Source organism: Acinetobacter sp. Ac_3412, from assembly GCF_013072675.1.
GTDB classification, from domain to species: Bacteria; Pseudomonadota; Gammaproteobacteria; order Pseudomonadales; family Moraxellaceae; genus Acinetobacter; species Acinetobacter higginsii.
In genome coordinates this window covers 13,028-37,160 of the sequence record NZ_LXUJ01000011.1, presented here as the reverse complement: position 1 = coordinate 37,160, position 24,133 = coordinate 13,028, and the positions used below count along the sequence as shown (strand labels likewise).

At 44.7% G+C, this 24,133-nt stretch carries 22 protein-coding genes; 13 read left to right on the top strand and 9 right to left on the bottom strand.

Annotated features, from left to right (window positions below):
• The first annotated feature begins 14 nt into the window (after window positions 1-14).
• Genes mutY through A7P54_RS12915 form a run of 5 tightly spaced genes read left to right on the top strand, consistent with a single transcriptional unit; the run spans window position 15 to window position 3,534 of the window.
• Complete coding sequence (gene mutY, locus A7P54_RS12935) at window positions 15-1,052, top strand: A/G-specific adenine glycosylase (RefSeq protein ID WP_005317149.1); 1,038 nt, start codon at window positions 15-17, stop codon at window positions 1,050-1,052.
• Window positions 1,053-1,089: 37 nt separating this feature from the next.
• On the top strand, window positions 1,090-1,626 hold the full coding sequence (locus A7P54_RS12930; RefSeq protein ID WP_005317148.1) for a M23 family metallopeptidase: 537 nt from the start codon (window positions 1,090-1,092) through the stop codon (window positions 1,624-1,626).
• A gap of 9 nt (window positions 1,627-1,635) precedes the next feature.
• Window positions 1,636-1,881, top strand: a complete 246-nt coding sequence (locus A7P54_RS12925) for a hypothetical protein (RefSeq protein ID WP_005317147.1) — start codon at window positions 1,636-1,638, stop codon at window positions 1,879-1,881.
• 36 nt (window positions 1,882-1,917) lie between these two features.
• On the top strand, window positions 1,918-2,472 hold the full coding sequence (locus A7P54_RS12920) for a DNA-3-methyladenine glycosylase I (protein ID WP_005317146.1): 555 nt from the start codon (window positions 1,918-1,920) through the stop codon (window positions 2,470-2,472).
• A gap of 36 nt (window positions 2,473-2,508) precedes the next feature.
• Window positions 2,509-3,534, top strand: a complete 1,026-nt coding sequence (locus A7P54_RS12915) for an NAD(P)-dependent alcohol dehydrogenase (protein WP_004803430.1) — start codon at window positions 2,509-2,511, stop codon at window positions 3,532-3,534.
• On the opposite strand, the gene A7P54_RS12910 is transcribed toward A7P54_RS12915, so the two are convergent.
• Window positions 3,531-4,946, bottom strand: coding sequence for a PLP-dependent aminotransferase family protein (locus tag A7P54_RS12910; protein ID WP_171549830.1), 1,416 nt, complete (start codon window positions 4,944-4,946; stop codon window positions 3,531-3,533). The genes A7P54_RS12915 and A7P54_RS12910 overlap by 4 nt on opposite strands.
• Window positions 4,947-5,036: 90 nt before the next feature.
• Here A7P54_RS12910 and A7P54_RS12905 point away from each other — a divergent pair, with 90 nt between their 5' ends.
• The gene (locus tag A7P54_RS12905) at window positions 5,037-5,447 is read left to right on the top strand and encodes a hypothetical protein (RefSeq protein WP_171549829.1); all 411 of its coding nucleotides are present in this window, start codon (window positions 5,037-5,039) and stop codon (window positions 5,445-5,447) included.
• Here the strand turns inward: A7P54_RS12905 and A7P54_RS12900 are convergent.
• Window positions 5,395-6,297 carry a LysR family transcriptional regulator gene (locus tag A7P54_RS12900; protein ID WP_005186146.1) on the bottom strand — a complete coding sequence of 301 codons (903 nt, stop codon included), beginning with the start codon at window positions 6,295-6,297 and terminating at the stop codon, window positions 5,395-5,397. The two genes, A7P54_RS12905 and A7P54_RS12900, sit on opposite strands and share 53 nt — an antisense overlap.
• Window positions 6,298-6,435: 138 nt before the next feature.
• Between A7P54_RS12900 and dkgB the strand changes: the two genes are divergently transcribed.
• Window positions 6,436-7,242: a 2,5-didehydrogluconate reductase DkgB gene (gene dkgB / locus A7P54_RS12895; protein ID WP_171549828.1), complete on the top strand. Its 807-nt coding sequence runs from the start codon at window positions 6,436-6,438 to the stop codon at window positions 7,240-7,242.
• Between the two features lies 1 nt (window position 7,243).
• Complete coding sequence (locus A7P54_RS12890) at window positions 7,244-8,431, top strand: MFS transporter (protein ID WP_004803422.1); 1,188 nt, start codon at window positions 7,244-7,246, stop codon at window positions 8,429-8,431.
• Window positions 8,432-8,470: 39 nt separating this feature from the next.
• Here A7P54_RS12890 and A7P54_RS12885 read toward each other — a convergent pair whose 3' ends face one another.
• The 6 genes from A7P54_RS12885 to A7P54_RS12860 form a co-directional block, all read right to left on the bottom strand.
• Window positions 8,471-9,121, bottom strand: a complete 651-nt coding sequence (locus A7P54_RS12885; protein ID WP_004803420.1) for an START domain-containing protein — start codon at window positions 9,119-9,121, stop codon at window positions 8,471-8,473.
• Window positions 9,122-9,217: 96 nt separating this feature from the next.
• Window positions 9,218-10,039, bottom strand: a complete 822-nt coding sequence (gene dapB / locus A7P54_RS12880; protein WP_005201708.1) for a 4-hydroxy-tetrahydrodipicolinate reductase — start codon at window positions 10,037-10,039, stop codon at window positions 9,218-9,220.
• A gap of 115 nt (window positions 10,040-10,154) precedes the next feature.
• A complete protein-coding gene (dnaJ, locus tag A7P54_RS12875; RefSeq protein WP_004803417.1) occupies window positions 10,155-11,267 on the bottom strand; it encodes a molecular chaperone DnaJ in 1,113 nt (370 codons plus the stop codon).
• 145 nt (window positions 11,268-11,412) lie between these two features.
• A complete protein-coding gene (locus tag A7P54_RS12870; RefSeq protein ID WP_016162512.1) occupies window positions 11,413-11,790 on the bottom strand; it encodes a hypothetical protein in 378 nt (125 codons plus the stop codon).
• A 132-nt stretch (window positions 11,791-11,922) separates the two neighbouring features.
• Window positions 11,923-15,051 carry an efflux RND transporter permease subunit gene (locus A7P54_RS12865; protein ID WP_171549827.1) on the bottom strand — a complete coding sequence of 1,043 codons (3,129 nt, stop codon included), beginning with the start codon at window positions 15,049-15,051 and terminating at the stop codon, window positions 11,923-11,925.
• A 2-nt stretch (window positions 15,052-15,053) separates the two neighbouring features.
• Entirely contained in the window at window positions 15,054-16,154 is a 1,101-nt protein-coding gene (locus A7P54_RS12860) for an efflux RND transporter periplasmic adaptor subunit (protein WP_005209642.1), read from the bottom strand.
• A 151-nt stretch (window positions 16,155-16,305) separates the two neighbouring features.
• Here A7P54_RS12860 and A7P54_RS12855 point away from each other — a divergent pair, with 151 nt between their 5' ends.
• From A7P54_RS12855 to A7P54_RS12845, 3 genes are all read left to right on the top strand, one after another.
• Window positions 16,306-16,929: a TetR family transcriptional regulator gene (locus tag A7P54_RS12855; RefSeq protein ID WP_171549826.1), complete on the top strand. Its 624-nt coding sequence runs from the start codon at window positions 16,306-16,308 to the stop codon at window positions 16,927-16,929.
• Window positions 16,930-17,013: 84 nt separating this feature from the next.
• Complete coding sequence (ppc, locus tag A7P54_RS12850; protein WP_171549825.1) at window positions 17,014-19,695, top strand: phosphoenolpyruvate carboxylase; 2,682 nt, start codon at window positions 17,014-17,016, stop codon at window positions 19,693-19,695.
• Between the two features lie 310 nt (window positions 19,696-20,005).
• Window positions 20,006-21,301 carry a solute carrier family 23 protein gene (locus tag A7P54_RS12845; protein ID WP_004803411.1) on the top strand — a complete coding sequence of 432 codons (1,296 nt, stop codon included), beginning with the start codon at window positions 20,006-20,008 and terminating at the stop codon, window positions 21,299-21,301.
• A 52-nt stretch (window positions 21,302-21,353) separates the two neighbouring features.
• Here the strand turns inward: A7P54_RS12845 and A7P54_RS12840 are convergent, their stop codons facing one another.
• Window positions 21,354-22,100 (bottom strand): SDR family oxidoreductase, encoded by a 747-nt coding sequence (locus A7P54_RS12840; RefSeq protein WP_171549824.1) that lies wholly within the window; start codon window positions 22,098-22,100, stop codon window positions 21,354-21,356.
• Window positions 22,101-22,223: 123 nt separating this feature from the next.
• On the opposite strand from A7P54_RS12840, the gene A7P54_RS12835 reads away from it, so the two are divergent.
• Together A7P54_RS12835 and A7P54_RS12830 are read left to right on the top strand one after the other, a co-directional pair.
• Window positions 22,224-23,126: a LysR family transcriptional regulator gene (locus tag A7P54_RS12835; protein ID WP_171549823.1), complete on the top strand. Its 903-nt coding sequence runs from the start codon at window positions 22,224-22,226 to the stop codon at window positions 23,124-23,126.
• Window positions 23,127-23,232: 106 nt separating this feature from the next.
• A complete protein-coding gene (locus A7P54_RS12830; RefSeq protein WP_171549822.1) occupies window positions 23,233-24,123 on the top strand; it encodes a LysR family transcriptional regulator in 891 nt (296 codons plus the stop codon).
• The last annotated feature ends 10 nt before the right edge of the window (window positions 24,124-24,133 follow it).

Genomic DNA, 24,133 nt, shown 5'->3' with positions numbered 1-24,133 from the left:
TACTGTTCTGATTCATGTCTGACTTCTCATTTTCTGATGCACTACTTACATGGTTCGACCAACACGGTCGTCATGACCTACCATGGCAAGTGGCCGATGATCCGTACAAAGTTTGGGTCTCAGAAATCATGCTGCAACAGACGCAAGTCAAAACTGTACTGCAATATTTCGACCGTTTTATTGAACGCTTCCCGAGCGTAGAAACCCTAGGAACAGCCAGTTGGGATGATGTCGCTCCTTATTGGGCAGGCCTCGGCTACTATGCCCGCGCACGCAATCTGCATAAAGCGGCAGGCATCGTCAGTCAACAAGGGAAATTTCCAGAAACACTCGAACAATGGATTGAGCTGCCAGGCATTGGCCGCTCCACCGCTGGTGCGCTCATGTCACTCGGCTTACGTCAGTACGGCGTGATTATGGATGGTAACGTGAAACGTGTACTGGCACGTTTCCTCGCCATCGAAGATGATCTATCCAAGCCACAACATGAACGGGCACTCTGGCAAATTGCGGAAGATCTCTGCCCAGAAGAGCGCAATCATGATTATACCCAAGCAATCATGGATTTAGGGGCAACCGTTTGTACCCCGAAAAAACCGCTGTGCTTATACTGCCCAATGCAGCAGCATTGCCAAGCTTATCAACAAGGCATGGAACAGGAACTCCCTTTCAAAAAGGCTAAGAAACCCGTTCCAGTCAAAACAGCCAATGTGTTACTGATCCAATCTGGAGATGAATGGCTGTGGCAACAACGTGAAGCGCATGGCCTATGGGGAGGATTGTATTGTCTTCCAATCATTGAACAAGCAACCGAATTACAACAGATTGAGCAACACTTCAAACTACAAGCTCAAGTATCATCATTGCAGATTAGCCATAGCTTTACTCACTTTACTTGGTTACTGCATGAAAAACTGTTCCACGTGGAACACGATCAAAAAGAACAGTTGAGTATCGAATTAAATGGCATATGGCTAAGTCCAGAAAATGCGATTGCCAAAGGCATTCCAACAGCCATGAAAAAATTGATTACAGCCAAACAAAAGGCTTAACGCCCAAAACGCTGTATATCAAACGCAAGGAGTTTGTGTGCGTCATTCGATTTCCTATACGGTTCTAGGTATGCTGATGATTTTACTATCAGCATGTGCCACCACCCCAAAGAAACCTACCCCCTTACCCAATGCTCAGGTGAACAAGCTCAAGAGCATGCGTTTAGACAGCCGCCTCCCTGTGCCTGTCAAAGGTGTGAGTCGAAACGAATTACGGGATACTTGGGGCGCGGCACGAAGTCAGGGGCGTAGTCATGAAGGCATCGATATCATGGCAGAGCGTGGTACGAAAGTGTATAGTGCGACCGAAGGCTTAGTTGCTGATTTACGTAATAATAATTTAGGTGGCAAAGTGATCTGGATCATGGGTCCAGCAGGCTCTTGGCACTATTATGCGCATCTGGATGGTCATAAGCGCGGCCTCAATGTTGGCGACTATGTGCGTAAAGGTGATCTGATCGGTTATGTAGGAAATACCGGCAATGCTCGTTATACCTCTCCGCATTTACACTACGGAATTTATTTAAATGGCAAAGGGCGTGGTGCAGTCAATCCATACCCGTATTTACGTTAGGAATCTACAATGTCAGAAGCATTGATTGAACGTCTGGTTGAATTTGCAGAGTCTGGAAATCAGCAAAAAATCGTCATGGGTGGTACCAGCTATCAAGGTTGGATCATGGAAATTACCGAAGATGCTTTGTTAATTAGTACCGGCTTTGCCGATAAATCAGGTAAAGACTTTTGGCTTAAGTTTACTGATTTAAATAACGCAGAACTGTATTATTGGGATACTCGCCCAAATGAATGGGTGGCATTCCAACTTTAAATTATACTGTTCAAATAACAACAAGGAGCATCAAATATGTCGACTCAACGCTGTGGCTGGTGCTCCGATGATCCTCTCTATATTGCCTACCATGATCAGGAATGGGGCAAGCCGCAACATGATGAAACCCATTTGTTTGAGATGCTCTGTCTGGAAGGACAACAAGCAGGACTTTCTTGGATCACAGTACTGAAAAAACGCGAACACTACCGCTCACATTTCTTTCAACATTCCATCGCAGACGTCGCAGCACTCACAGATGATCAACTGGAACTCAAGCTCAGTGATGCAGGTTTAATTCGTCATATCGGCAAGCTCAAAGCCATCCGTGACAATGCTATTGCTTGGCTCAAGCTTAAGGATGAAGTCGAAGATGTCCCTGCTTGGTTATGGAGTTTTGTCGATCATCAAACCGAAAATAATGATGTGGCGAATTACCGCGAAGCACCTGCACAAACTGAACTTAGCCAAAAACTATCCAAAACCCTAAAAAAGCGTGGCTTTAAATTTGTGGGCCCGACCACCTGTTATGCTTTTATGCAAGCGGTTGGTATGGTCAATGACCACGAAAATCATTGCCAATTTAAATAACAAATCATCATCGATTTTCCTTGAATGGGAGTTCCAATGAGCAATAATCAAATTCGCGCTTATGCTGCAATGCAAGCAGGCGAGCAAGTGGTACCGTACCAATTTGATGCGGGAGAATTACAAGCCCATCAAGTTGAAGTCAAAGTTGAATATTGTGGTCTGTGCCACTCCGATCTATCCGTGATTAATAATGAGTGGCAATCATCGGTTTACCCTGCGGTGGCTGGACATGAAATCATTGGTACTATCATTGCATTGGGATCAGAAGCCAAAGGGTTGAAGCTCGGTCAACGGGTAGGTATTGGTTGGACAGCTGAAACCTGCCAAGCCTGTGATCCATGTATTGGGGGTAATCAGGTCCTATGTACTGGTGAAAAAAAAGCAACCATCATTGGCCATGCAGGCGGTTTTGCAGATAAAGTCCGTGCAGGTTGGCAATGGGTCATTCCCCTTCCAGACGATTTAGATCCTGAAAGTGCTGGCCCGCTACTTTGTGGTGGTATCACGGTATTTGATCCTTTACTCAAGCACAAAATCCAAGCGACCCATCATGTGGGTGTGATTGGTATTGGCGGTTTAGGTCATATCGCGATTAAGTTACTCAAAGCATGGGGCTGTGAAATTACGGCTTTCAGCTCTAACCCAGAAAAAACTGAAGAACTCAAAGCCATGGGGGCCGATCACGTGGTCAATAGCCGTGATGCCCAAGCCATCAAAGCACAACGTGGCAAGTTTGATTTATTACTCAGTACGGTCAATGTCACCCTAAACTGGCAAGCCTATCTCAATACTTTGGCGCCCAAAGGTAGTCTACATTTCCTAGGCGTGACTTTGGAACCGATCCCTGTTGCCGTCGGGGCAATCATGAGTGGCGCCAAATCGGTGACTGCGTCGCCTACAGGTTCACCTTTGGCGCTACGCCAACTGCTGCAATTTGCCGCACGTAAAAACATTGCGCCACAGATTGAGCTATTTCCGATGTCGCAACTGAATGAAGCGATTGAACGTCTGCATTCAGGCCAAGCGCGTTATCGTATTGTGCTCAAAGCGGATTTCGATTAATTCAGGCTTGTTCGAACCCAATCCGCCAACTGTTGAATCGCTTGGCGGATTTCTGCTGTTAAGGCATGGCCCGCATTTAAGCGGATAAAATGCTGATAACGACGGTCTTCACCAAACACTTCACCCGGCACAATGTTGATCCCCTGTGCTTGCGCCAAATAATACAGTTCCAAACCCGTGATACTTTCTGGAAGTTGCATCCATAAAGCATAGCCACCTTGTGACTGACTCAGCGCAATCGGAATGCCATGAAAACGCTCTAAAATGTACGCTCGGTACTGCTCTACTTGCTGCATCAACTTGGGTCTGAGTCGGTCTAAATGCTCCCGATAACCACGACTATAAATAAAATCGGCTAAACCTAACTGTAACGGCGTATTCACCCCCACGTTATTGGCCAGCAACTGTGGACGTAAATGTTGCAACTGTCGCCCTAAACAGAACCACCCGACCCGATAGGCGGTTGATAATGATTTAGAGACCGAACCACACCAGATCACATAACCGTCCTGATCCCAATAACGAATCGGCATAGGTCGTTCCTTTTGGAAACTGCATTCGCCATAAATATCATCTTCCAAGATAAAGCATTGATATTTTTGTGCCAGTAGCGCGATCTGTTGTTTCTGTTCATTGCTAAGACAATAACCCAAAGGGTTCTGGAAATTGGCGGTCAGCAAACACAGTTTGGCATTGCCCTGCTGCATGAAAAATTCTAAACGCTCCAGATCAACACCACGATGATCCGCTGGGATTTCGATAATGTTGCGCTTGAGGCTGGCCAACATTTGCAACTGACCATTAAAGGTCGGGGTTGGAATTAAAATACTATCGCCTTCTTTGCTAATCTGTTGGATTAACAGGGATAAAGCTGGCATACAGCCATTGCTAATAAAAATATCCTCTGTTGCAACATAAATTCCATCTTCACGCCAATGGTCTGACAACGCTTGACGCAGTTGCTGATGTCCCTGTTTATTACAATATAAAAAATCTTCAGGCTGGCAATGTTTCAAAGCACGTTGTAAAGAACGACGCAATCCATCGACAGGAATCAAATGAGGAGACAGTTGGATTGCTCCCAACGGCGTTAAATGATGCTGAATTGAGGCCGTCTGAATCTGGTTTTGCAGGTCTAAATTTGAAACCTGCCGGGCTTTGGACTCAAAGTTCGGACTGTCTGGTACGGCACTTTGATATTGTCTTGAATTGACAAAATAGCCTGATTTGGCTTTTACATAGATCAGCCCTTTTGCTTCCAGCAATTCATAGCATTGCTGTGCCGTACTTAAACTAATACTTTGCTGACGTGCAAATTCCCTTAAAGAACTCAACTTTTGTTGAGGCTGTAACTCATGCTGATAAATCTTGTGAGCCAATTGTTCTGCCAAGCGCTGATAGTGAAAAGTCATATCTGTACTGCTTTTTTATAAATTTCTGTATCTGTATTGGTTTATACAACACCTTTAAGCTATAAAAATCAACAGCCAAAGGATAAGACCATGAAAAATAATATCTTATTTATATTAAGCGCCGTTTTATTTACAGGCTGCAATCTGACTGACCAAGCCACCTACCAGCAACAACAAGTGTGTAAATCGCTTTCTCAGGGCTATCTGCAAATTCAGAACCAACCGACCTATGAGTTATGGAAAATGGAGAAAAGTGAGGCACCAGAGCAGACTCGTATCATCAAAATGACCTATAAGAAGCCCAATGAAAATGGTCTGATGCTCTCAAGCAACTTTCTGCCAACGGTCGAACTTGAATGCAAGTTACAACAGCAACATATTGTTGTTTCAGTGATACAAAAAAACGGACCATCAATTCCAGTGCTGAATGTACAACTGCAAAATGATGCTATTGGCAAACCGAAAAACCCTGACTTAGTTGCTCAGTCAAAAACTCAATAAATAAACGGACACGTTTCGGCAAGTGCTCTTGTTGATAATAAACAGCATGGATGCTTTGATAAGAATGTTCGATTTGATCTTCAAATAGGGCCTCAAGACGCCCTTCTCGAATGTCCTGCCAGATTTCAAATTCAGATAGCCGAGCAATACCCTGCCCACGTAAACACAGTTGTCGGACGGTTTCACCACTGGACGCTCTTACTTTAGGTTGTGCTTGAAAATACTCACCCTCAATTTTAATCGGCCAAGTGTTGATATAGGTTGGACGGGTAAAACCAATCACATCATGTTCAGGCAATGCTTGAGGCTGTAAAGGCGTGCCCTTGCGTTGTAAATATTCGGGACTGGCAACAATATAGATACGACTTTTACACACCAATTTGGCGTGTAAGCTGGAATCATGTAATTCACCAAAACGAAACGCCACATCGGTTTTATGTTCGAGTAGATCAATCACCAAATCATTACTATTCAACTCGACCTCAATATTGGGATAACACTGCCGAAACTTATGTACCAATGGCGTAATCACATGCAGAATAAAAGGTGTGGCTGAGTCAATCCGAATCACCCCCGAAGTATCTTGATCTGATTTTTGTAATGCTTCTTCGGCGGCATTCAAATCACTCAGGATTTTACGGGCCTGTTGTAAAAACTGCTGGCCTTCTTGGGTGAGCTTTAATTTTCGCGTGGTCCGTTCTAGTAAGGTCACTTCGAGCTTGGACTCTAAACGGCTGAGCGAGCGACTGAGCCCAGATGCCGTCTGTCCCAGTCGTTCAGCAGCGGCAATAAATGAACCTGTATCGACGATGGTCATAAAAGCAAGCAATTCTTCTACCGTAGATTTCATTGCCACTCTCTCAATTATTGATATTTAGTCAACTGTATTTTGCAAATTCATCTATGTTTTAGCAACAATAATCATCGCAAAATAACAGCCATCCACAAAACAGCTCTTTTGGGCATGAAAAAAGATTAGGTGAAAAATATGCGTATTCCTCAATTCGGTTTAGGTACTTTCCGTCTTAAAGATCAAGCAGTCATTGACTCAGTTAAAACCGCCCTGGAAGTGGGTTATCGTGCCATTGATACCGCACAGGTTTATGAAAATGAAGCAGCAGTGGGTCAAGCCATTGCTGAAAGTGGTGTAGCTCGTCAAGACCTGTTCCTCACTACAAAAATCTGGGTCGACAATTTTGCTGATGATAAATTCATTCCCAGCTTAAAAGACAGTCTGCAAAAACTACGTACTGATGCCGTTGATCTCACCTTGATCCACTGGCCAGCTCCAGCACTGGGTGTCTCCATCCCAAGCGTGATGCAATTGTTATTAGAGGCGAAACAACAGGGTTTGACTAAACAAATCGGGATTTCAAACTTTAATATCGCCTTGACCCAACAAGCGATTGATAGCATTGGTGTAGAACACATTGCCACCAACCAGATTGAACTCAGTCCTTATTTGCAGAACCGCACCTTGGTCAATTTTTTACGTGAGCAAAATATTGATGTGACTTCATACATGACTCTGGCTTATGGCAAAGTACTGCAGGACCCAACCTTAATTGAGATTGCTGCACAGCATCAAGCAACCACCGCACAAGTCGCTTTGGCTTGGGCCTTACAAAATGGTTTTGCGGTGATTCCATCATCAACTAAACGTGAAAATCTGATCAGCAACTTAAAAGCACAAGACTTAACTTTAAGTGCAGAAGAAATGCAGCTGATCGCTCAACTTGAACGTAATGGTCGAGAAGTCAGTCCTGAACCATTTGCGCCTGAATGGGACAAATAACATGAGCAGCCGCATCAACCTTCCTTTGCTGGCACTGGCGATTGGTGCATTTGCAATTGGAACAACAGAGTTCTCTCCAATGGGGCTGTTGCCCAATATTGCCAATGATCTCGGGGTATCGATTCCAAGTGCGGGCATGTTGATTACAGGTTATGCACTTGGCGTGATGCTCGGTGCACCGATCATGACCTTATGGTTTGGTGGCTTTGCCCGTCGTAATGCCCTAATTCTACTCATGGCAATCTTCACCATCGGGAATCTGATCGCAGCCTTTGCACCCAATTACATGAGTTTAATGGGTGCTCGATTAATTACCAGCTTAAACCACGGTGCTTTCTTCGGGATTGGTTCTGTGGTGGCAGCCAGTGTTGTTCCAGCAAATAAACAGGCCAGTGCGGTTGCCACCATGTTTATGGGCTTAACCATCGCCAATATTGGTGGTGTACCACTCGCAACATGGGTGGGGCAAAACATTGGTTGGAGAATGTCTTTCTTCGCGATTTCAGCCCTCGGTGTCATCACCATGCTGTCACTTTGGAAGGCCCTTCCGGTCGGATCGGTTGGACAAAAGCCAAATGTAAAAATGGAGTTAAGTGTTCTCACTCGTCTCCCCGTGGTATTGGCATTGCTCACAACCGTATTTGGTGCCTCAGCGATGTTTACCTTGTATACCTATATCGCACCAAGTCTGGTTGAGTTCACCCACGCCTCTCCGACCTTTATCACCATGATGCTGGTCTTGATCGGAATTGGTTTTTCAATCGGGAACCATTTCGGTGGAAAGTTTGCAGACTTATCGATTGATAAAACCTTGATTGGTTTCTTGGTCTTGTTGATCGCGTTGATGGTCATCTTCCCAATCCTTGCCCAAAGCCAATTGGGTGCAGCAATCGGTTTGGTGATCTGGGGTGCAGCAGCCTTTGCGATCGTTCCGCCATTACAAATGCGCGTGATGTCGGTAGCACATGAAGCCTCGGGTCTTGCTTCTTCAGTGAATATTGGCGCATTTAACTTAGGCAATGCCATTGGTGCCGCAGCAGGCGGTGCCGTCTTAAGCTTCGGTTTAAACTATGCGGCAGTCTCCATGATTGGTGCCGTACTCGCAGCTATTGGTTTAATCTTGGTTTTCATTCAAATGAAATTAGCAAGCAAACCCGAGACGCCATTACAACAATGTCCTCAAGCTTAAGCTCAAATAAAAAAGCCTGATTTAAATCAGGCTTTTTTATTATTTCAATAAATCTGGTAACTTCGGTTGCGCATATAAAGGATTATTCACCTCTTTTTTCATTTTCATCAGCATTTGATAAGGTTGTTGCTGCACAAACATATTCACAAAGCTCAATGGAATTGCCCCTGCTGGATCGGCATAGCCACTGGTCGTCACTTTAACTTTGTTATTTGCCAACCGCTGGAACGTCCAGTCACCTGCGTATTTGCTTAACCGCACCACATCAGGCTGCTCAGGGTAATTATTCTGAATAGCATTGTTTTTAATACTAATGCTGCCATCCGCATTCTTAGTCATTTTGCCTTTAATCACCACATCACGGTCTTTTAAAGGAAATGGGAAGTCCAGAACCATATACAAGGTGAATTCACCTTTCTTATCATCACGTGACAGCATTTGTGCCTTGCCCACATACGGCACCCATTGCGGTGTACGTTCTACATCCAGTACTACTGCTACAGCACGTTCTAAAGGCACATCAAATGTGGTTTCAGCTTTATATTGGATAATCGGATTGTTTTCTGTTTGGTACGTCCAAACCTTAATATTGTTCCGATGCAAACTGAGTTTGGCTGTATCTGTTGCTGCAGTCACTGCAAAGCTGCTGAGACTGAGCAATGTGGCAAGAACGATATGTTTTTTATTCATGTCATGCTCAATTGTTGTAATAAGGGCGAGAGCTTGTTTCACTCCTCTCGGAAAGAAAGCTCAACAAGCTCTTTTATAGTACAAAAAAGGAACGTTTTAAACGTCAATCTCGTTAAAGCCTAAAACATCTTTCATATCATATTTACGCGCTTCACGGCCAACCACCCACGCCGCTGCACGGACTGCACCTGAAGCAAAGTTCATCCGGTTGGTGGCTTTGTGTGTCACTTCCACACGCTCACCTTCACCAATAAACATCACTGTATGTTCACCGACAATATCGCCACCACGAATGGTTTCAAAACCAATGGTCTGGCGATCACGAGGACCGGTATAACCTTCACGTCCATAAACCGCCACTTCTTTCAAGTTACGACCTAAGGTATCGGCAATCGCCTCACCCATCATAAAGGCAGTACCTGATGGTGCATCCACTTTATGGCGGTGATGTGCTTCAATGATTTCGATATCCACCGTATCGCCAAATACTTTCGCTGCGAGTTCCAGTAATTTAATCGAAACGTTCACCCCAACTGAATAATTGGCAGCGTACACCACAGGTGTCTGTGTTGCTGTTTCATCAAGGAATGCCTTTTGCTCATCTGACATTCCCGTGGTTCCAATCACCATGGCCACACCCGCTTCACGGCATAATTTTAAGTGCTGTTCAGTTGCAACTGGTGCAGTAAAATCAATCACCACATCACAGTCTTTCAGCACTTCACTCAAACTTCCCACGATCTTGACACCGATGTTGCCAATGCCTGCAAGTTCCCCTGCATCTGCACCCACCAAGCTGCTTTCAGGACGCTCAACAGCTGCTGCCAGTTGGTAGCCTGCTTGTTGTACCGCTTGAATCAGAATACGCCCCATGCGTCCGCCTGCACCCAAGATTCCAATGCGTGGAGAAGATGACATAATTTTTCCCAGTCTTTTATTTAAACAATTCAGCTACTATAGCAAAACTCTGTGCTTGCGCTAAAAATTTCCAATAAAAAAACCTGCCGCAGCAGGTTTTTTTATTGGTGTCTAATTAATCAAATAAACGATCAAAGAACGATTTTTTCTTTGGAGAGGCAGCATGTCCATCACCATCAAAAGACGCTTGTAATTCTTTCAATAATTCGCGCTGACGACTGTTTAAATTCACAGGTGTTTCAACCACAATACGGCAGAGTAAATCACCGACCATACTGCTACGTACAGGACGAACACCCTTAGCACGCAAGCGGAATAATTTACCGGTTTGTGTACCTTCTGGAATTTTTAAGCTGACACGACCATCAAGCGTCGGGATTTCAATTTCTTTACCTAAAGCAGCATCTGCAATGCTGACAGGTACATCCATATAAAGATCTGCGCCATCACGTTGGAAGATTTCGTGTTCACGAACCACGACTTCAACGTATAAATCGCCAGCTTGACCATCACGAATCGCTTCACCTTTACCAGTTAAGCGTACGCGATCACCATTGTCCACACCTGCTGGAATAGTAACTTCAAGGGTTTGCTGACGATCTGCAACACCTGAACCATGACAGCTATTACATGGATTCTTGATGATTTTACCTTGACCACGACAGGTGCTACAGGTTTGCTGAACGGAGAAGAAACCTTGTTGCATACGTACTTGACCTGCACCATGACAGGTGCGACAAGTTTCAACATCGTTTGGATTTTTTGATCCTTTTCCATCACAGGTTTCACATGGCGCTGGGGCAGTAAAAGTAATGGTTTTTTTCACGCCTTTTACAGCTTCTTCTAGTGTGAGTTCCATGACATAACGAAGGTCTGAACCACGGCGTTGACGTTGTTGACGGCCACCGCCACCAAACGCACCACCAAAGATATCGCCAAACTGACTAAAAATATCTTCTGCACTAAAGCCGCCGAAACCGCCACCTGCACCACCGAAGCCACCTTCAAAAGCACTATGTCCAGCACGATCATACATGCTGCGCTTTTCTTCATCAGAAAGGACTTCATAGGCTTCCGCAGCTTCTTTGAACTTTTCTTCTGCTTCAGCGTTGTCAGGGTTACGGTCTGGATGATACTTCATCGCCAACTTACGATAGGCTTTTTTGATCTCATCATCACTTGCGGTTTTCGAAACGCCTAAAACCTCATAATAATCACGTTTAGCCATGGTTGGCGATGCTCCTCACGGAATTTATTTAAATCTAAAAAAAACAAATAGGCTCTGCCGACTTTCAAAATAAAAAGTCAACAGAGCCTTAATAGGGACTGTACGATAAATTTACAAGGTCTATTGCAATAAAAAAGCGATAATTTTAGAAAACAGCTTTATTCTTGAAGTACTTCGCAATACCTTTCAGCCAAGCATTCAATAAAAATAACCATGCAATTGAACTAAATACCACACCTGCGACCGTCATTGCAGTCACCCAGAGTGCACTATCCCAAGCAAAAAAGAACAGTGGAATAAACCATAACGCTGCAAAGAAAGCCATCAGTAAAAACAACATCACATTACGCATAATCCAGAGCGCATGCGCATGTATCCATACTTCGGCATTATCCACAATCGCAACTTTTCGTGCTAATAGGTACGCAAATACAGCAAACACTATCGTAAATAATGCAAGAAACATGAACACATAAGAAATCGCCACATAGCGGCGATGCTGCTCAATACCGTCTTGCCCCATGCTCTCTATCACCTCATTCACAGCATTATGCAAAATTTGTCATGCTATGAAATTCAATTATTTTTTGGTCTTAAAATATAGGTGCTACTATATTGAAATTTTCAATCTTTCGCACCTTTATTCACAAAATAATTACGATAGTTGTGTTGTTTTCTTCACCTTAAACCATGCCGCATACAGTGCAGGCAGGAAAAATAGGGTTAATAAAGTGGCAACAATCAAACCACCCATAATTGCAACCGCCATCGGACCAAAGAAAATACTGCGTGATAAAGGGATCATCGCCAGCACCGCTGCCAGTGCCGTCAACACAATCGGACGGAAACGACGCATGGTTGCACCAATCACCGCCTCCCAAGGTGTATGTCCCGCATCAATATCCTGCTCAATCTGATCAATCAAAATGAGTGAGTTACGCATAATCATCCCTGACAGGGCAATGGTGCCAAGCATCGCCACAAAACCAAAGGGTTTATTGAATAACAATAGGAACGCAACGACACCTATCAAGCCCAATGGTGCTGTCAGTAACACAATGGTTGCCCGTGACATACTACGCAGCTGGATCATCAATAAAGTCATCACCACGGCCAAGAACAGTGGCATACCTGCATTGACTGAGTTTTGCCCCTTAGCCGACTCCTCTACCGTCCCCCCCACTTCCAGTAGATAACCACTTGGTAGATCTGCACGTAAGCGCTGCATCTGATCAGCCAACTGTTGCACCACAGTTGCAGGTTGTAAGTGCGTGCGGATATCAGCACGCACGGTAATAGTTGGCAAGCGATTACGATGCCAAATTAAACCTTCTTCAAAGCGGGATTCAATATTGGCAATTTGCGCCAACGGAACTGTTGTGCCTTTACTGGTTGGCACCGCCAAACTTGCTAAAGATGCGACTTCAACACGTTCAGATTTATCACCACGTAACCGAATTTCAATCAATTCACGTTTTTCGCGATATTGATTCATGACCGCACCCGTCACCGAAGCATTCAGGAAATTGGCTAAATCCACACTGGAAACGCCCATTTGACGCGCACGATCTTGGTCAATTTCGATTGCAATGATTTTACTCGGTTCGCCCCAATCCAGATGCACATTGGTGGTATTTGGATCTTCACTTAAGACTTTGGCCACTTTTTGCGCCCATTGACGTACGGTGCCGAGGTCTTCACCCGAGATACGATACTGCAATGGATAACCCACAGGTGGACCATTTTCCAATAACGATACCCTTGTCCGCACTTGAGGCAATAACTGCTTAATCTGCTTGTCTAAAGAGCGACGGATTTCATCACGATCATCAAGGGAGGAAGCCAACACAACGAATTGAGCGAAACTGGCTTGCGGTAATTGTTGGTCTAGCGGTAAGTAGAAACGCGGTGACCCTGTTCCCACATAGGCCACATAGTTATCAATGCCCTTTTGCTTGGACAGGAACTGCTCCACCTTGTGTACCGCCTGTTCAGTTGCGGTTAGTGATGCCCCTTCTTCAAGTTTTAGATCCACCAAAATTTCTGCACGATTCGATGGAGGGAAGAATTGTTGCGGCACTAACTTAAACATCGCAACTGACAATACAAAGATGCCTACTGTCACTGCAATCACGGTTTTACGATAGGTAATACAGATTTCAACCACACGACCGAAGGCCTGATAAAACTTGGATTGATATGGATCGTGATGCTGACCATGTGCTTCTACCACAGGTGCAGGTTGCTTACGCAGTCGCGCCCATAAACGTAGATACCATGCCGCTTGTTGCTGCTGTTTGGTGAAATCGGGCAAGAGTTTTTCACCTAAATAAGGCACAAATAAAACTGCCGCAATCCATGACACAATCAGCGCAATGGTCACCACTTGGAAAATAGAACGGGTATATTCACCTGTCCCCGATTGAGCTGTCGCAATCGGCAAAAAGCCTGCTGCGGTAATCAAGGTTCCTGTCAACATTGGAAAGGCTGTGGTTTGCCACGCAAAACCTGCCGCTTTCAATCTGCTATAGCCCTGCTCCATTTTAATCGCCATCATTTCAACAGCGATAATGGCATCATCGACCAGCAACCCTAAGGCCAGAATCAATGCCCCCAAGGAAATCTTATGCAGCCCGACATCAAATAGATTCATGCCTGCAAAAGTCATCGCCAATACCAGCGGAATAGACAGTGCCACCACCAAACCAGTACGGAAACCCAGCGAGAAGAAGCTCACCAATAACACGATGATCACGGCTTCGGCCAAGACTTTTAAGAACTCTTGAATACTGCGTTGTACCGCCACAGGCTGATCAGAAACTTTTTGCAGTTTCATACCCAAAGGTAAGGTTTTTTGTAGACGATTGAACTCAGTTTCCAAGTTTTTTCCCAGCGCAATGATGTCGCCACCTTTACGCATCGAAACCGAAATACCAATCCCATTTTCGCCCATAAAACGCATACGTGGCTGAGCAGGTTCACTAAAGCCTCGATAGACTTCAGCCACATCACCCAGTTGAATGGTTTTATCCCCCACCAACAACGGCATTTTTTTCAGGTCTTCGACACTATGCAAATGTCCACTGACTCGGATTTGAATACGGTCTGTGCCTGTTTCAAAGAACCCTGCACCCGCCATGTCATTTTGTTTTTGAATGGCTTCCTGAATGGCCGTGACAGGGACACCCAGTTGTACCGCTTTGGTATTTGATAATTCAATCCAGATTTTTTGATCTTGCAGACCCACCAGATTGACCTTGTTCACATCTTTGACCCGTTGCAACTGCAGCTGCAAGCGGTCGGCATATTCTTTCAGCACCGCATAGTCAAAGTCTTTGCCTGTCAGTACATAGATATTGCCGAAGGTGTCTCCAAACTCATCATTGAAAAAAGGTCCTTGTACACCGCTCGGCAACTGCGAACGGATGTCGTTAACCTTCTTGCGCACGTTATACCAAACGTCAGGAATAGCACTGGACGGCAAACTGTCTTTCGCCACAAAGGTCACCAAAGACTCACCCGGCCGTGAATAGGCCATGATGCGGTCATACTGCCCCGTGGTCATCAATTCCTTTTCGATTCGGTCCGTCACCAGCGTCGAGACTTCTTTTGCGGTTGCCCCAGGCCAATAAGTCTGTACCACCATCACCTTAAAGGTAAACGGCGGATCTTCACTTTGCGACAGTTTGGAATAAGACATGATGCCCACGATGCCGAGCAACAGCATAAAATAAAGGATAATGCCCTTATTTTTGAGTGCCCATTCTGAAAGGTTAAATTTCATCTTTAACCTCCCGCTTTTACAGTGACTTCACGATTATCACGATCAACTGGGTGAATTTTTTGCTGGTCACGCAGTAAATGTACACCACCGACCACAACCCAATCCGTTGCTTTTAAACCAGACACAACTGGCACACTATCTCGACCATAAGTGCCTAGAGTCACAGGTACTTTGCGTATGCTTTGATTGGCATTCACCACCCAAACATACGCTTGCTGATCATTGGCGGTCACACTGGATAGCGGTACGCTCAACACGTTATTTTCATTTGCGACAAAGAATACCCGTGCACTTTGTCCGAGTTGAATCGTCGACTGCCCTTCAAGTAAAGAAACTTTCACAGTAAAGGTTCGAGATTGGTCAGCCGCAGGTGAAACTTCTCGGACTTTGGCTGCAAAACGCGCATCTGGTTGCGACCATAAAGTAACCCATACTGGTTGCCCGACCTTGATAGTACTGACCGCTTGCTCAGGTACCCCGAACACCACTTCACGTTCACCATCAATCGCCAACTGATAAACAGCTTGCCCTGCTGCGATCACCTGTCCAATCTCGATTTGACGTTGAGTAATCACGCCATTTTTATTGGAAACCAACTGGTTATAGCCGGTTTGATTGGATGACACCTCATAGTTTGAACGGGCTTGTTGCAGGCTTGCTTGAGCAGCTTCATATTGATTCTTGACTGCATCAAATTGTGAACGACTGACCGCATTGACTGGTAAAAGCTGTTGATAACGCTGATATTCTTCAGCCGCAATCTTTGCCGCTGCTTGCGCGCTGTCTAATTGGGCCTTGGCTGCATTCATCTGCAACTGCGCATCTTTAACATCCAATTTCGCCAGCACCTGTCCCACTTTGACCCGATCACCCACATCAACATAACGTTCGGTAATCTGCCCCCCGACACGGAAGGCCAAAGCAGTTTGCTGTCTCGCCTGCACATCCCCTGCATAGCTTTTTTGATCGACATGATTACTGCTCGGTTGCGTCACCATGACATAGGGAATTTCCTCAGTCTTTGGCACCTCTTTTTGACATGCGCTGAGGAGTACACTACTGACAATGAGTAACCCCAATATGATACGATTGATCTGATTCATCTCTTTGCGCTCTTATTCAAATTGATTTTTAAGGCGTGATATGAGCATTATCATAGATTGTTTATTTTTTAATTAATATACCCGCGAGTACACTAATTAAAAATTAAAGCTAGAATTTTGATTTTTAAATTAATTAAAAGAGAACGGTAACGTGCAAATCAACAGTGGTCGCCCTAAAGATTTAGAAAAAAGAGCCAAGATTTTACAGGCTGCAAAATCTATATTTTTAAAAATGGGCTATCACGCCACCAATATGAATCAGATTGCCAAAGAAGCGGGTGTGACCAAACTCACGGTGTATAACCACTTCCAAGATAAGGGCAATCTGTTTATCTGCGCGATTGAAGAAAGCTGTGAAGAATCAATTCGAACCAAACAGATTGAACTGACCGCAGATGCTGATTTTAAACAGGCACTGGTGCTCATGTGTCAGCGTGCATTGAGTATTATTTATCTGCCTGAAGCACTGAAATTAGATTGCCTACTGTTTGAATTAGCCGCAGAACAAAGCCCCTTAACCCAACAATTTTTTGATGCATCACATACCCGCATGTGCAATGTCTGGTGTGATTTCTTTGAACAGGCGATCGCCTTTAAATTTATTCGCGCAGATGAACCACTCAAGCAAACTGAGTTAATCATCTCGCTGATGTTGGGTATTCGTCATCAGCAAGTGTTGCTGGGTCTAGCCCCTGTGCCAAGCGCAACTGAAATCGATCAAATGATTGAACATGCAATCGAAATTTTTATGCTTAAATATCAACCGACAATTTAGAGAAAATTCACATTTTTTTACGTTCTGCTCTTGGAATGTCTCTCAATCGCGCTATAGTCGAATGAGAACAACAGGAGAATTAGAATGATTCAGCAAATCACTGCTCCATTACGTGAAGATGTCCGCTTACTGGGCAATTTACTCGGAGAGACCTTAAAGCAACATGCTGGGCAAGATTTGTTTAATCAGATTGAGCAAATTCGCGCATTAGCCAAAGGTGCACGTGACGGCCAGATCGAAGCAGAAAAACAGCTCGAACAATTGTTTCTCGGTTTAAAAGATGAAGAGATTTTGCCGCTAACCCGCGCATTCTCACATTTTCTCAATTTCGCCAATATTGCTGAACAATATCATGTGGTGCGCAGCCGTCGTCAGGCCGAGTTTGATGAGCACGCGCCTAGCCCAAACCCGCTGCCACATTTATTCGAAAAATTCAAAACCCAACAAATCAATGCACAGCAATTATTCCAACAGATCTGTGATTTAAAAATTGAACTGGTACTGACAGCACACCCAACCGAGGTCAGCCGTCGCACCCTCATTCAAAAATATGATGATATTACTGACTGTCTTTCACAGTTAGATCAACAAAAACTGACACCAAGAGAACGCCAACAGACCATCGCTACCCTGAAGCAATTGGTCAGCTCAGCATGGCAAACCGATGAGATTCGTCAGCATCGCCCAACTCCTGTCGATGAAGCCAAATGGGGCTTTGCCACCATCGAGCAGTCGCTCTGGAATGCAGTACCGAAATTCGTACGTGAACTGAATGAACTCACGCAGCAGCATTGTGAGCATGCCTTACCTTTGAGCATTGCACCGATCCGTTTTGCTTCATGGATGGGCGGTGACCGCGATGGCAATCCAAATGTCACCCATCAAGTCACCCAAGAAGTGCTGTGGCTATCACGTTGGCAAGCTGCTGATTTGTATCTGCGTGATATTGAAAATCTGCGTTGGGAACTGTCGATTCAAAGTTGTTCTGAAGAACTGACTCAGGCATTGGGCTATGAACACCCTGAACCGTATCGTGAATATCTGCGCGACACCCGTGAACGTTTAAAAGCCACCCGCTATTGGTTGGGACAACGCTTACAAGGGGCTGAAGCCGATGACAGCAATATCATCAAAGATAAAGATGAACTATTAGCCCCTTTACTGCTTTGCTATCGCTCGTTGATTGACAGTAACTTAGCCGAAATCGCCAATGGACAATTGCTGGATTTCATTTATCGGGTCAACTGTTTCGGCATAGAACTGCTCAAGCTGGATATTCGTCAAGAATCGGGCCGTCACCGTCAGGCCATTTCTGCCATTACTGAATATCTGGGTCTTGGCAATTTTGAATCATGGACAGAACAAGCACGTCAAAACTTCCTGATCCAAGAGCTGCAAAGCAAACGTCCATTATTACCGAAGTTCTTCAATGAACCTGAAGGCAGCCTGATTCAGCATCCAGACGTACTGGAAGTATTTGCCACCATGCGTACCTTGGCGGAACAGCCAACCGAGAGCTTGGGTGCCTATATCATTTCGATGGCAGAATATCCAAGTGATGTGCTCGCAGTTTTATTGTTGCAAAAGGAAGCTGGGATTCAACATCCGCTACGCGTCGTGCCTTTATTTGAAACCTTGAAAGATCTGGATGGCGCGGCCAAAACCATGACCACCTTGTTCAATATGCATTGGTATAAACAGCATATTCAAGGCAAACATGAGGTGATGATTGGCTATTCAGATTCTGCCAAAGATGCAGGCTTTATGTCCGCCAACTGGGCGCAATACCGCGCCCAAGAAGAATTGACTGCAATTGCCAAACAACATGGCGTGCAATTGACCTTGTTTCATGGTCGCGGTGGTTCAATCAGTCGTGGTGGTGCGCCAACGCAACAAGCCCTGTTCTCGCAGCCACCAGGCTCAATTTCAGGTGCGATTCGAGTGACTGAACAAGGTGAGATGATTCGCTTCAAATTCGGTCTAGAAGGTATTGCGCTGCAAAATCTGGAAATCTATACCGCTGCAACTTTAGAAGCGACTTTGCTCCCACCACCGGAACCGAAAAAACAATGGCGTGACTTGATGAATCAAATGACTGATTTATCGGTCAAGGTCTATCGTCAAACTGTGCGTGAAAATCCAAACTTTGTCAGCTATCTACGGACAGTTACACCAGAACTGGAACTGCAAATGCTGCCATTGGGTTCACGCCCAGCCAAACGTAAAGTCAGTGGCGGTATTGAATCACTGCGTGCCATTCCATGGGTGTTTGCATGGACCCAAATCCGTTTGATGCTGCCTGCTTGGTTAGGTACAGGTACGGCGATTAATCAAGTGCATGAGCAGCATAAAAACACTTTGAATGAGATGCTGGAACAATGGCCTTATTTCCAAACCCTGATTGATATGCTGGAAATGGTATTGTCTAAGTCTGATGCCGATATTGCCCTGTATTATGAATCACATCTGACCCAAGATCAGGACTTAAAGGTGCTTGGCGTGGAGTTACGCCAGCGGCTGCAAAATGCGGTGGATACCCTGCTGCGCTTAAAGGGTGAATCTAAACTGCTCAGCAACAATGAGGTTTTAGATCAATCCATGCAGGTGCGTAAACCGTATTTATTGCCACTGCATTTATTACAAGCGGAGTTGATGAAACGTCGTCGTTTATATCTGGCTGAACACCAAACCGAACACAGCCCTGTCGATCATGCCTTGATGGTCAGTATTGCAGGGATTGCTGCGGGTCTGCGTAATACAGGTTAAGCACTAAACTCGACTTTGCCATCAATAGGAACTCTGCCTATTGATGGCAAGACTGGCAAAATATGCCATCTAAATTTTAAAAACAGAAAAAATTCAAAAAATATTTTGAAAATAAAAGAGTTAACTTTTCAAAGCATCAGCACAAAAATAAATAATAAAACCGCTAGCTTATTTTGAAACAAATTTTACCAAAAGGTAAAAATACAAACCCATAATGCCTGTTCTGGCAATATTCTCAATGGCTTATAGGTGAAAGCTCGTTTTAAGACAGGGTATCATACGCGCTGATATCACATAATGAGTCTAATTTATGTCAAGTTGGTTTCCAAAATGGCAGCCGTATCAGGGGAAGATCGATCATCGCCCTGTTGCGACAAATGAATATTTACCGCCCTTACAAAGTGCGGTGCTCGGGGTTCAACACGCATTTGCAATGTTTGGTGCAACGGTTCTTGCACCCTTATTAATGGGTTTTAGCCCAAACCTTGCCATCTTAATGTCAGGGATTTGTACCATCATTTTCTTCCTGATCACTGGTGGACGCGTACCAAGCTATTTAGGTTCAAGTTTTGCCTTTATCGGTGTAGTTGCTGCGGCAACAGGACATATCACGGGCTCTGGGGCCAATCCTAACCTTTCGGTTGCACTTGGCGGGATCGTCGCCTGTGGTATTTTTTATGCCTTGATCGGTTTTGCGGTGATGCTGACAGGTACACGCTGGATTGAAAAACTGATGCCACCCGTTGTGACTGGCGCGATCGTGATGATCATTGGTCTCAACCTTGCACCTGTCACCATTAAAGGGGTTGCTGGTCAACCGTTTGAGATGTGGATGGCGCTCATCACTGTACTAAGTATGGGCATCATTGCAGTCTTTACCAAAGGGCTATTACAGCGTTTATTGTTACTCGTTGGCCTACTGATTGCCTATGCGCTTTATGCCATTGCCACCAATGTTTTAGGCTATGGCAAACCGATTGATTTCTCCCAAATCGCAGCAGCGCCATGGTTTGGTATCCCAAGCTTTTCACATCCAACTTTTGATTTAAATGCGATTTTGATTATTGCACCAGTCGCACTGATTTTAGTGGCAGAGAATCTGGGACACATCAAAGCAGTGGGTGCAATGACTGGCGAAAACCTGACTCCGCAATTGGGCAAAGCCTTTGTTGCCGATGGTTTGGCCACCACTTTATCGGGCAGTGTCGGTGCACCAGGTATGACCACTTATGGTGAAAACATCGGGGTAATGGCAGTGACCCGCGTGTATTCCACCATCGTGTTCGTGATCGCTGGTGTGTTTGCTATTTTCTTGGGTCTTTCTCCAAAGTTTGGCGCAGTGATTAGTACGATTCCAACCGCAGTTCTGACAGGTGCTTCAATTGTGGTGTTTGGTTTGATTACCATTGCCGGTGCAAAAATCTGGATCGAAAACAAAGTCGATTTCTCAAACAATAAAAATCTGATCATTGCCTCTGTCACTATTATTTTAGGTGCAGGCAACTTTGAATTGTTATTTGGTAGCTTTAATTTAGGTGGTATTGGAACCGCAACTTTTGCTGCGATTTTCCTGAACCTGTTATTCAGTCTAAAAGATAAAAACTAAAACCTTGAAGGCAGCGTAAGCTGCCTTTTTTATTTTGGGAAAGATGCCTCGACTAGATAATGCCACCATTGGCTCTAATCACCTGTGCATTGATCCAGTTACTGGCATCACTCACGGCAAAATCAAGCACCGCAGCAATATCTTCCACTGTGCCTAAACGCTCTAAAGGGGCTGCTTTGGCCAACTGTGCAATCAATGCCTCGCTCTTGCCCTCAAAAAATAGCTCCGTCGCTGTTGGCCCAGGTGCAATTGCATTAACCGTAATATTTTTTCCTCTTAATTCTTTGGCGAGGATTGCGGTCAAAGCTTCGATGGCTGCTTTAGATGCGGTATAAATGCCATACCCTTCCAGCTTCATACCAATCACGCTACTGGAAAGATTGATAATTTTCCCACCCTGCTCAAGTCGTTTCGCCGCCTCTCGCATGCTATATAAGCTGCCTTTTAAATTAATTGCTAGAACCTTTTCAATGGTTTCATCATCTAAAGCTTCAATTTTTTGCAAGCACATGATGCCCGCATTATTAATCAGAATATCCACTCGCCCATAGTGTTGAATGACATATTCAAATAGCTGCTCAACCTGATGCGACTGGCTGATATCTGCTTTAAATGCGCTTGCGGTCCCACCCGCAGCTTTAATTTTTTCGACCAGCTGATTTGCTTCTAAATCATTGCGCGCATAATTAATCACGATTTGATGGCCTTGCTGTGCCAATAAGGCCGCGGTAAAAGCACCAATACCTCGAGATGCACCTGTAATCAAAATCACTTTTTTATCATTTGCTGGTGTATTCATTTTTAACCTCGTCCAACTCAACTTATCACGGAATACGATCTATGATACTGTTCAGTGAGAACAAGATAATCCATCAAATTTCGGCTTCTTTATACGGATAGACCGAACAAAAGAATCAAGCCTATGGACAAGTTAAATGCAATGTCGGCATTCGTACATGTGGTTGAACAGCGAAGTTTTACCAAAGCAGCACAGATCCTGAACTTACCACGCTCGACCCTGACAGATGCGATTAAACAGTTGGAAATGCAGTTGAATACCCGCTTACTGTTTCGGACCACACGACAAGTGAATCCGACCGACGAAGGCCATCTGTACTATCAACGCTGTAAATATATTCTGGCTTATATTGATGAATCAGATCATGATTTTTTACATGCCAAACCGCAAGGTAGCTTAAAGGTCGAGGTTCACGGTATCTTTGCTGCGCATTTTATTCTGCCCAAACTACATCAGTTTCTCGGAGAATATCCACAAATTCAATTACAATTGACTGAAAGTGATCGCTATGTTGATCTGATTAAAGAAGGCATCGACTGTGTGATTCGGATTGGTCATTTAAATAATAACGAACTGGTGGTAAGACCTTTAGGGCTGATCCCGCAAGTCACTCTCGCGAGCCCTGCATACCTCAAAAAATATGGTACTCCGAATACGCTGAGTGATTTAAAACAGCATTTTATGGTGGGGTTTTACTCCAGCGCACGACAAAAAGCGCTTCCCTTAGAATTCATCATCAATCATCAGCTTGAGTTTTATGACTTAACTTCCTTAATTCAGGTCAATGGGGCGCAGACCTACTCTGCTGCGGCAGAACAAGGCTTTGGTATTATTCAAGTGCCACGTTATGGTCATTTAAAGCAAATCGAAAATGGTCAGCTGTGCCCTGTGTTAACCCAATATGCTGTTCCTTCTTTACCTGTTTCTTTGCTTTACCCCTCAAAAACACGGGTTTCACCTCGACAACGGGTATTTATTGAATGGATGGTACAGTTGTTTAAAGATCATCCTTTGGATCAGGCTTAAACGTTTCGCCCCTCACCAAAAAGAGCTTTTGCTGCACTTAAGTCCACTATCTTTATTTAAGTGATGTTTAGTATGATGATTTTTTGCATTTCAATGCGTTGCCATCATGCGTTTTGATTTTTTTGATTTACAGCTATTTCTGCATATCATCACTACAGGCAGTCTGACCAAAGGAGCAGAACGTTCTGCAATTTCCTTGCAAGCGGCCAGTGAACGCATCAAAAAACTTGAACAATATTTCGATACGCCTTTATTCATTCGACACACCACAGGTGTTGAGCTCACCAGTGCAGGTCATGCCTTAGCCGAACATGCACGACGTTTGCTCCGACAAAAAGACCAACTTGAACAAGAGATGCAACGCTTTCGGCAACAACAACCCGAATCCATAACCCTGTGGTGCAACTCCTCCGCACAAAGTGAATATCTGCCACCGCTGTTACCGCAATATCTGATGCGTCATCCAGACATCAATATCGATCTGCATGAAGCTGAAAGTTCAGAGATTATTGCGGCGCTCGGCAAAGGCATGGCCAAACTCGGCTTGGTTTCCAGTTTCTTTGATATTCGCCCATTGCAGACCCAAGAATTTGCCAGTGATCCCTTGGTGCTGATTTGCCCAGCCTCACATGCTCTCGCCCAACACAAACAATTGAATTTGGTCGAGGCCCTAAACTATGGTTTTATTGGATTGATGCCGCATCATTCTTTGCAGCAATCCATCGAAACCCAAGCCAAGTTGCTCGGTTTTAATATCCAATACCGTTTGCGTTTGCCTAATTTCGCTGCGATTGCTGAAGTGGTGGCAAAAGGTGTTGGCATCGCGATTATGCCTGCCCGTGCTGCACAGCGTTTAGAACCCGACTATGATTTCCACACCGTACAACTACTCGGTGCATGGGCCAATCGGAAACTGCTGTTGGCAACACAGGATTTCAGTCAACTGCCCGAGACTTATCAACAGTTTGCGGATTTTTTATTGCAACATCGACCTTAGTTCAGCCCCA

Bases quoted from the DNA above. Each gene is read 5' to 3' on its own strand.
- mutY (WP_005317149.1), top strand. From the start codon at position 15: ATGTCTGACTTCTCATTTTCTGATGCACTACTTACATGGTTCGACCAA.
- A7P54_RS12925 (WP_005317147.1), top strand. From the start codon at position 1,636: ATGTCAGAAGCATTGATTGAACGTCTGGTTGAATTTGCAGAGTCTGGA.
- A7P54_RS12920 (WP_005317146.1), top strand. From the start codon at position 1,918: ATGTCGACTCAACGCTGTGGCTGGTGCTCCGATGATCCTCTCTATATT.
- A7P54_RS12915 (WP_004803430.1), top strand. From the start codon at position 2,509: ATGAGCAATAATCAAATTCGCGCTTATGCTGCAATGCAAGCAGGCGAG.
- A7P54_RS12910 (WP_171549830.1), bottom strand. From the start codon at position 4,946: ATGACTTTTCACTATCAGCGCTTGGCAGAACAATTGGCTCACAAGATT.
- A7P54_RS12905 (WP_171549829.1), top strand. From the start codon at position 5,037: ATGAAAAATAATATCTTATTTATATTAAGCGCCGTTTTATTTACAGGC.
- A7P54_RS12900 (WP_005186146.1), bottom strand. From the start codon at position 6,297: ATGAAATCTACGGTAGAAGAATTGCTTGCTTTTATGACCATCGTCGAT.
- dkgB (WP_171549828.1), top strand. From the start codon at position 6,436: ATGCGTATTCCTCAATTCGGTTTAGGTACTTTCCGTCTTAAAGATCAA.
- A7P54_RS12890 (WP_004803422.1), top strand. From the start codon at position 7,244: ATGAGCAGCCGCATCAACCTTCCTTTGCTGGCACTGGCGATTGGTGCA.
- A7P54_RS12885 (WP_004803420.1), bottom strand. From the start codon at position 9,121: ATGAATAAAAAACATATCGTTCTTGCCACATTGCTCAGTCTCAGCAGC.
- dapB (WP_005201708.1), bottom strand. From the start codon at position 10,039: ATGTCATCTTCTCCACGCATTGGAATCTTGGGTGCAGGCGGACGCATG.
- dnaJ (WP_004803417.1), bottom strand. From the start codon at position 11,267: ATGGCTAAACGTGATTATTATGAGGTTTTAGGCGTTTCGAAAACCGCA.
- A7P54_RS12870 (WP_016162512.1), bottom strand. From the start codon at position 11,790: ATGGGGCAAGACGGTATTGAGCAGCATCGCCGCTATGTGGCGATTTCT.
- A7P54_RS12865 (WP_171549827.1), bottom strand. From the start codon at position 15,051: ATGAAATTTAACCTTTCAGAATGGGCACTCAAAAATAAGGGCATTATC.
- A7P54_RS12860 (WP_005209642.1), bottom strand. From the start codon at position 16,154: ATGAATCAGATCAATCGTATCATATTGGGGTTACTCATTGTCAGTAGT.
- ppc (WP_171549825.1), top strand. From the start codon at position 17,014: ATGATTCAGCAAATCACTGCTCCATTACGTGAAGATGTCCGCTTACTG.
- A7P54_RS12845 (WP_004803411.1), top strand. From the start codon at position 20,006: ATGTCAAGTTGGTTTCCAAAATGGCAGCCGTATCAGGGGAAGATCGAT.
- A7P54_RS12840 (WP_171549824.1), bottom strand. From the start codon at position 22,100: ATGAATACACCAGCAAATGATAAAAAAGTGATTTTGATTACAGGTGCA.
- A7P54_RS12835 (WP_171549823.1), top strand. From the start codon at position 22,224: ATGGACAAGTTAAATGCAATGTCGGCATTCGTACATGTGGTTGAACAG.
- A7P54_RS12830 (WP_171549822.1), top strand. From the start codon at position 23,233: ATGCGTTTTGATTTTTTTGATTTACAGCTATTTCTGCATATCATCACT.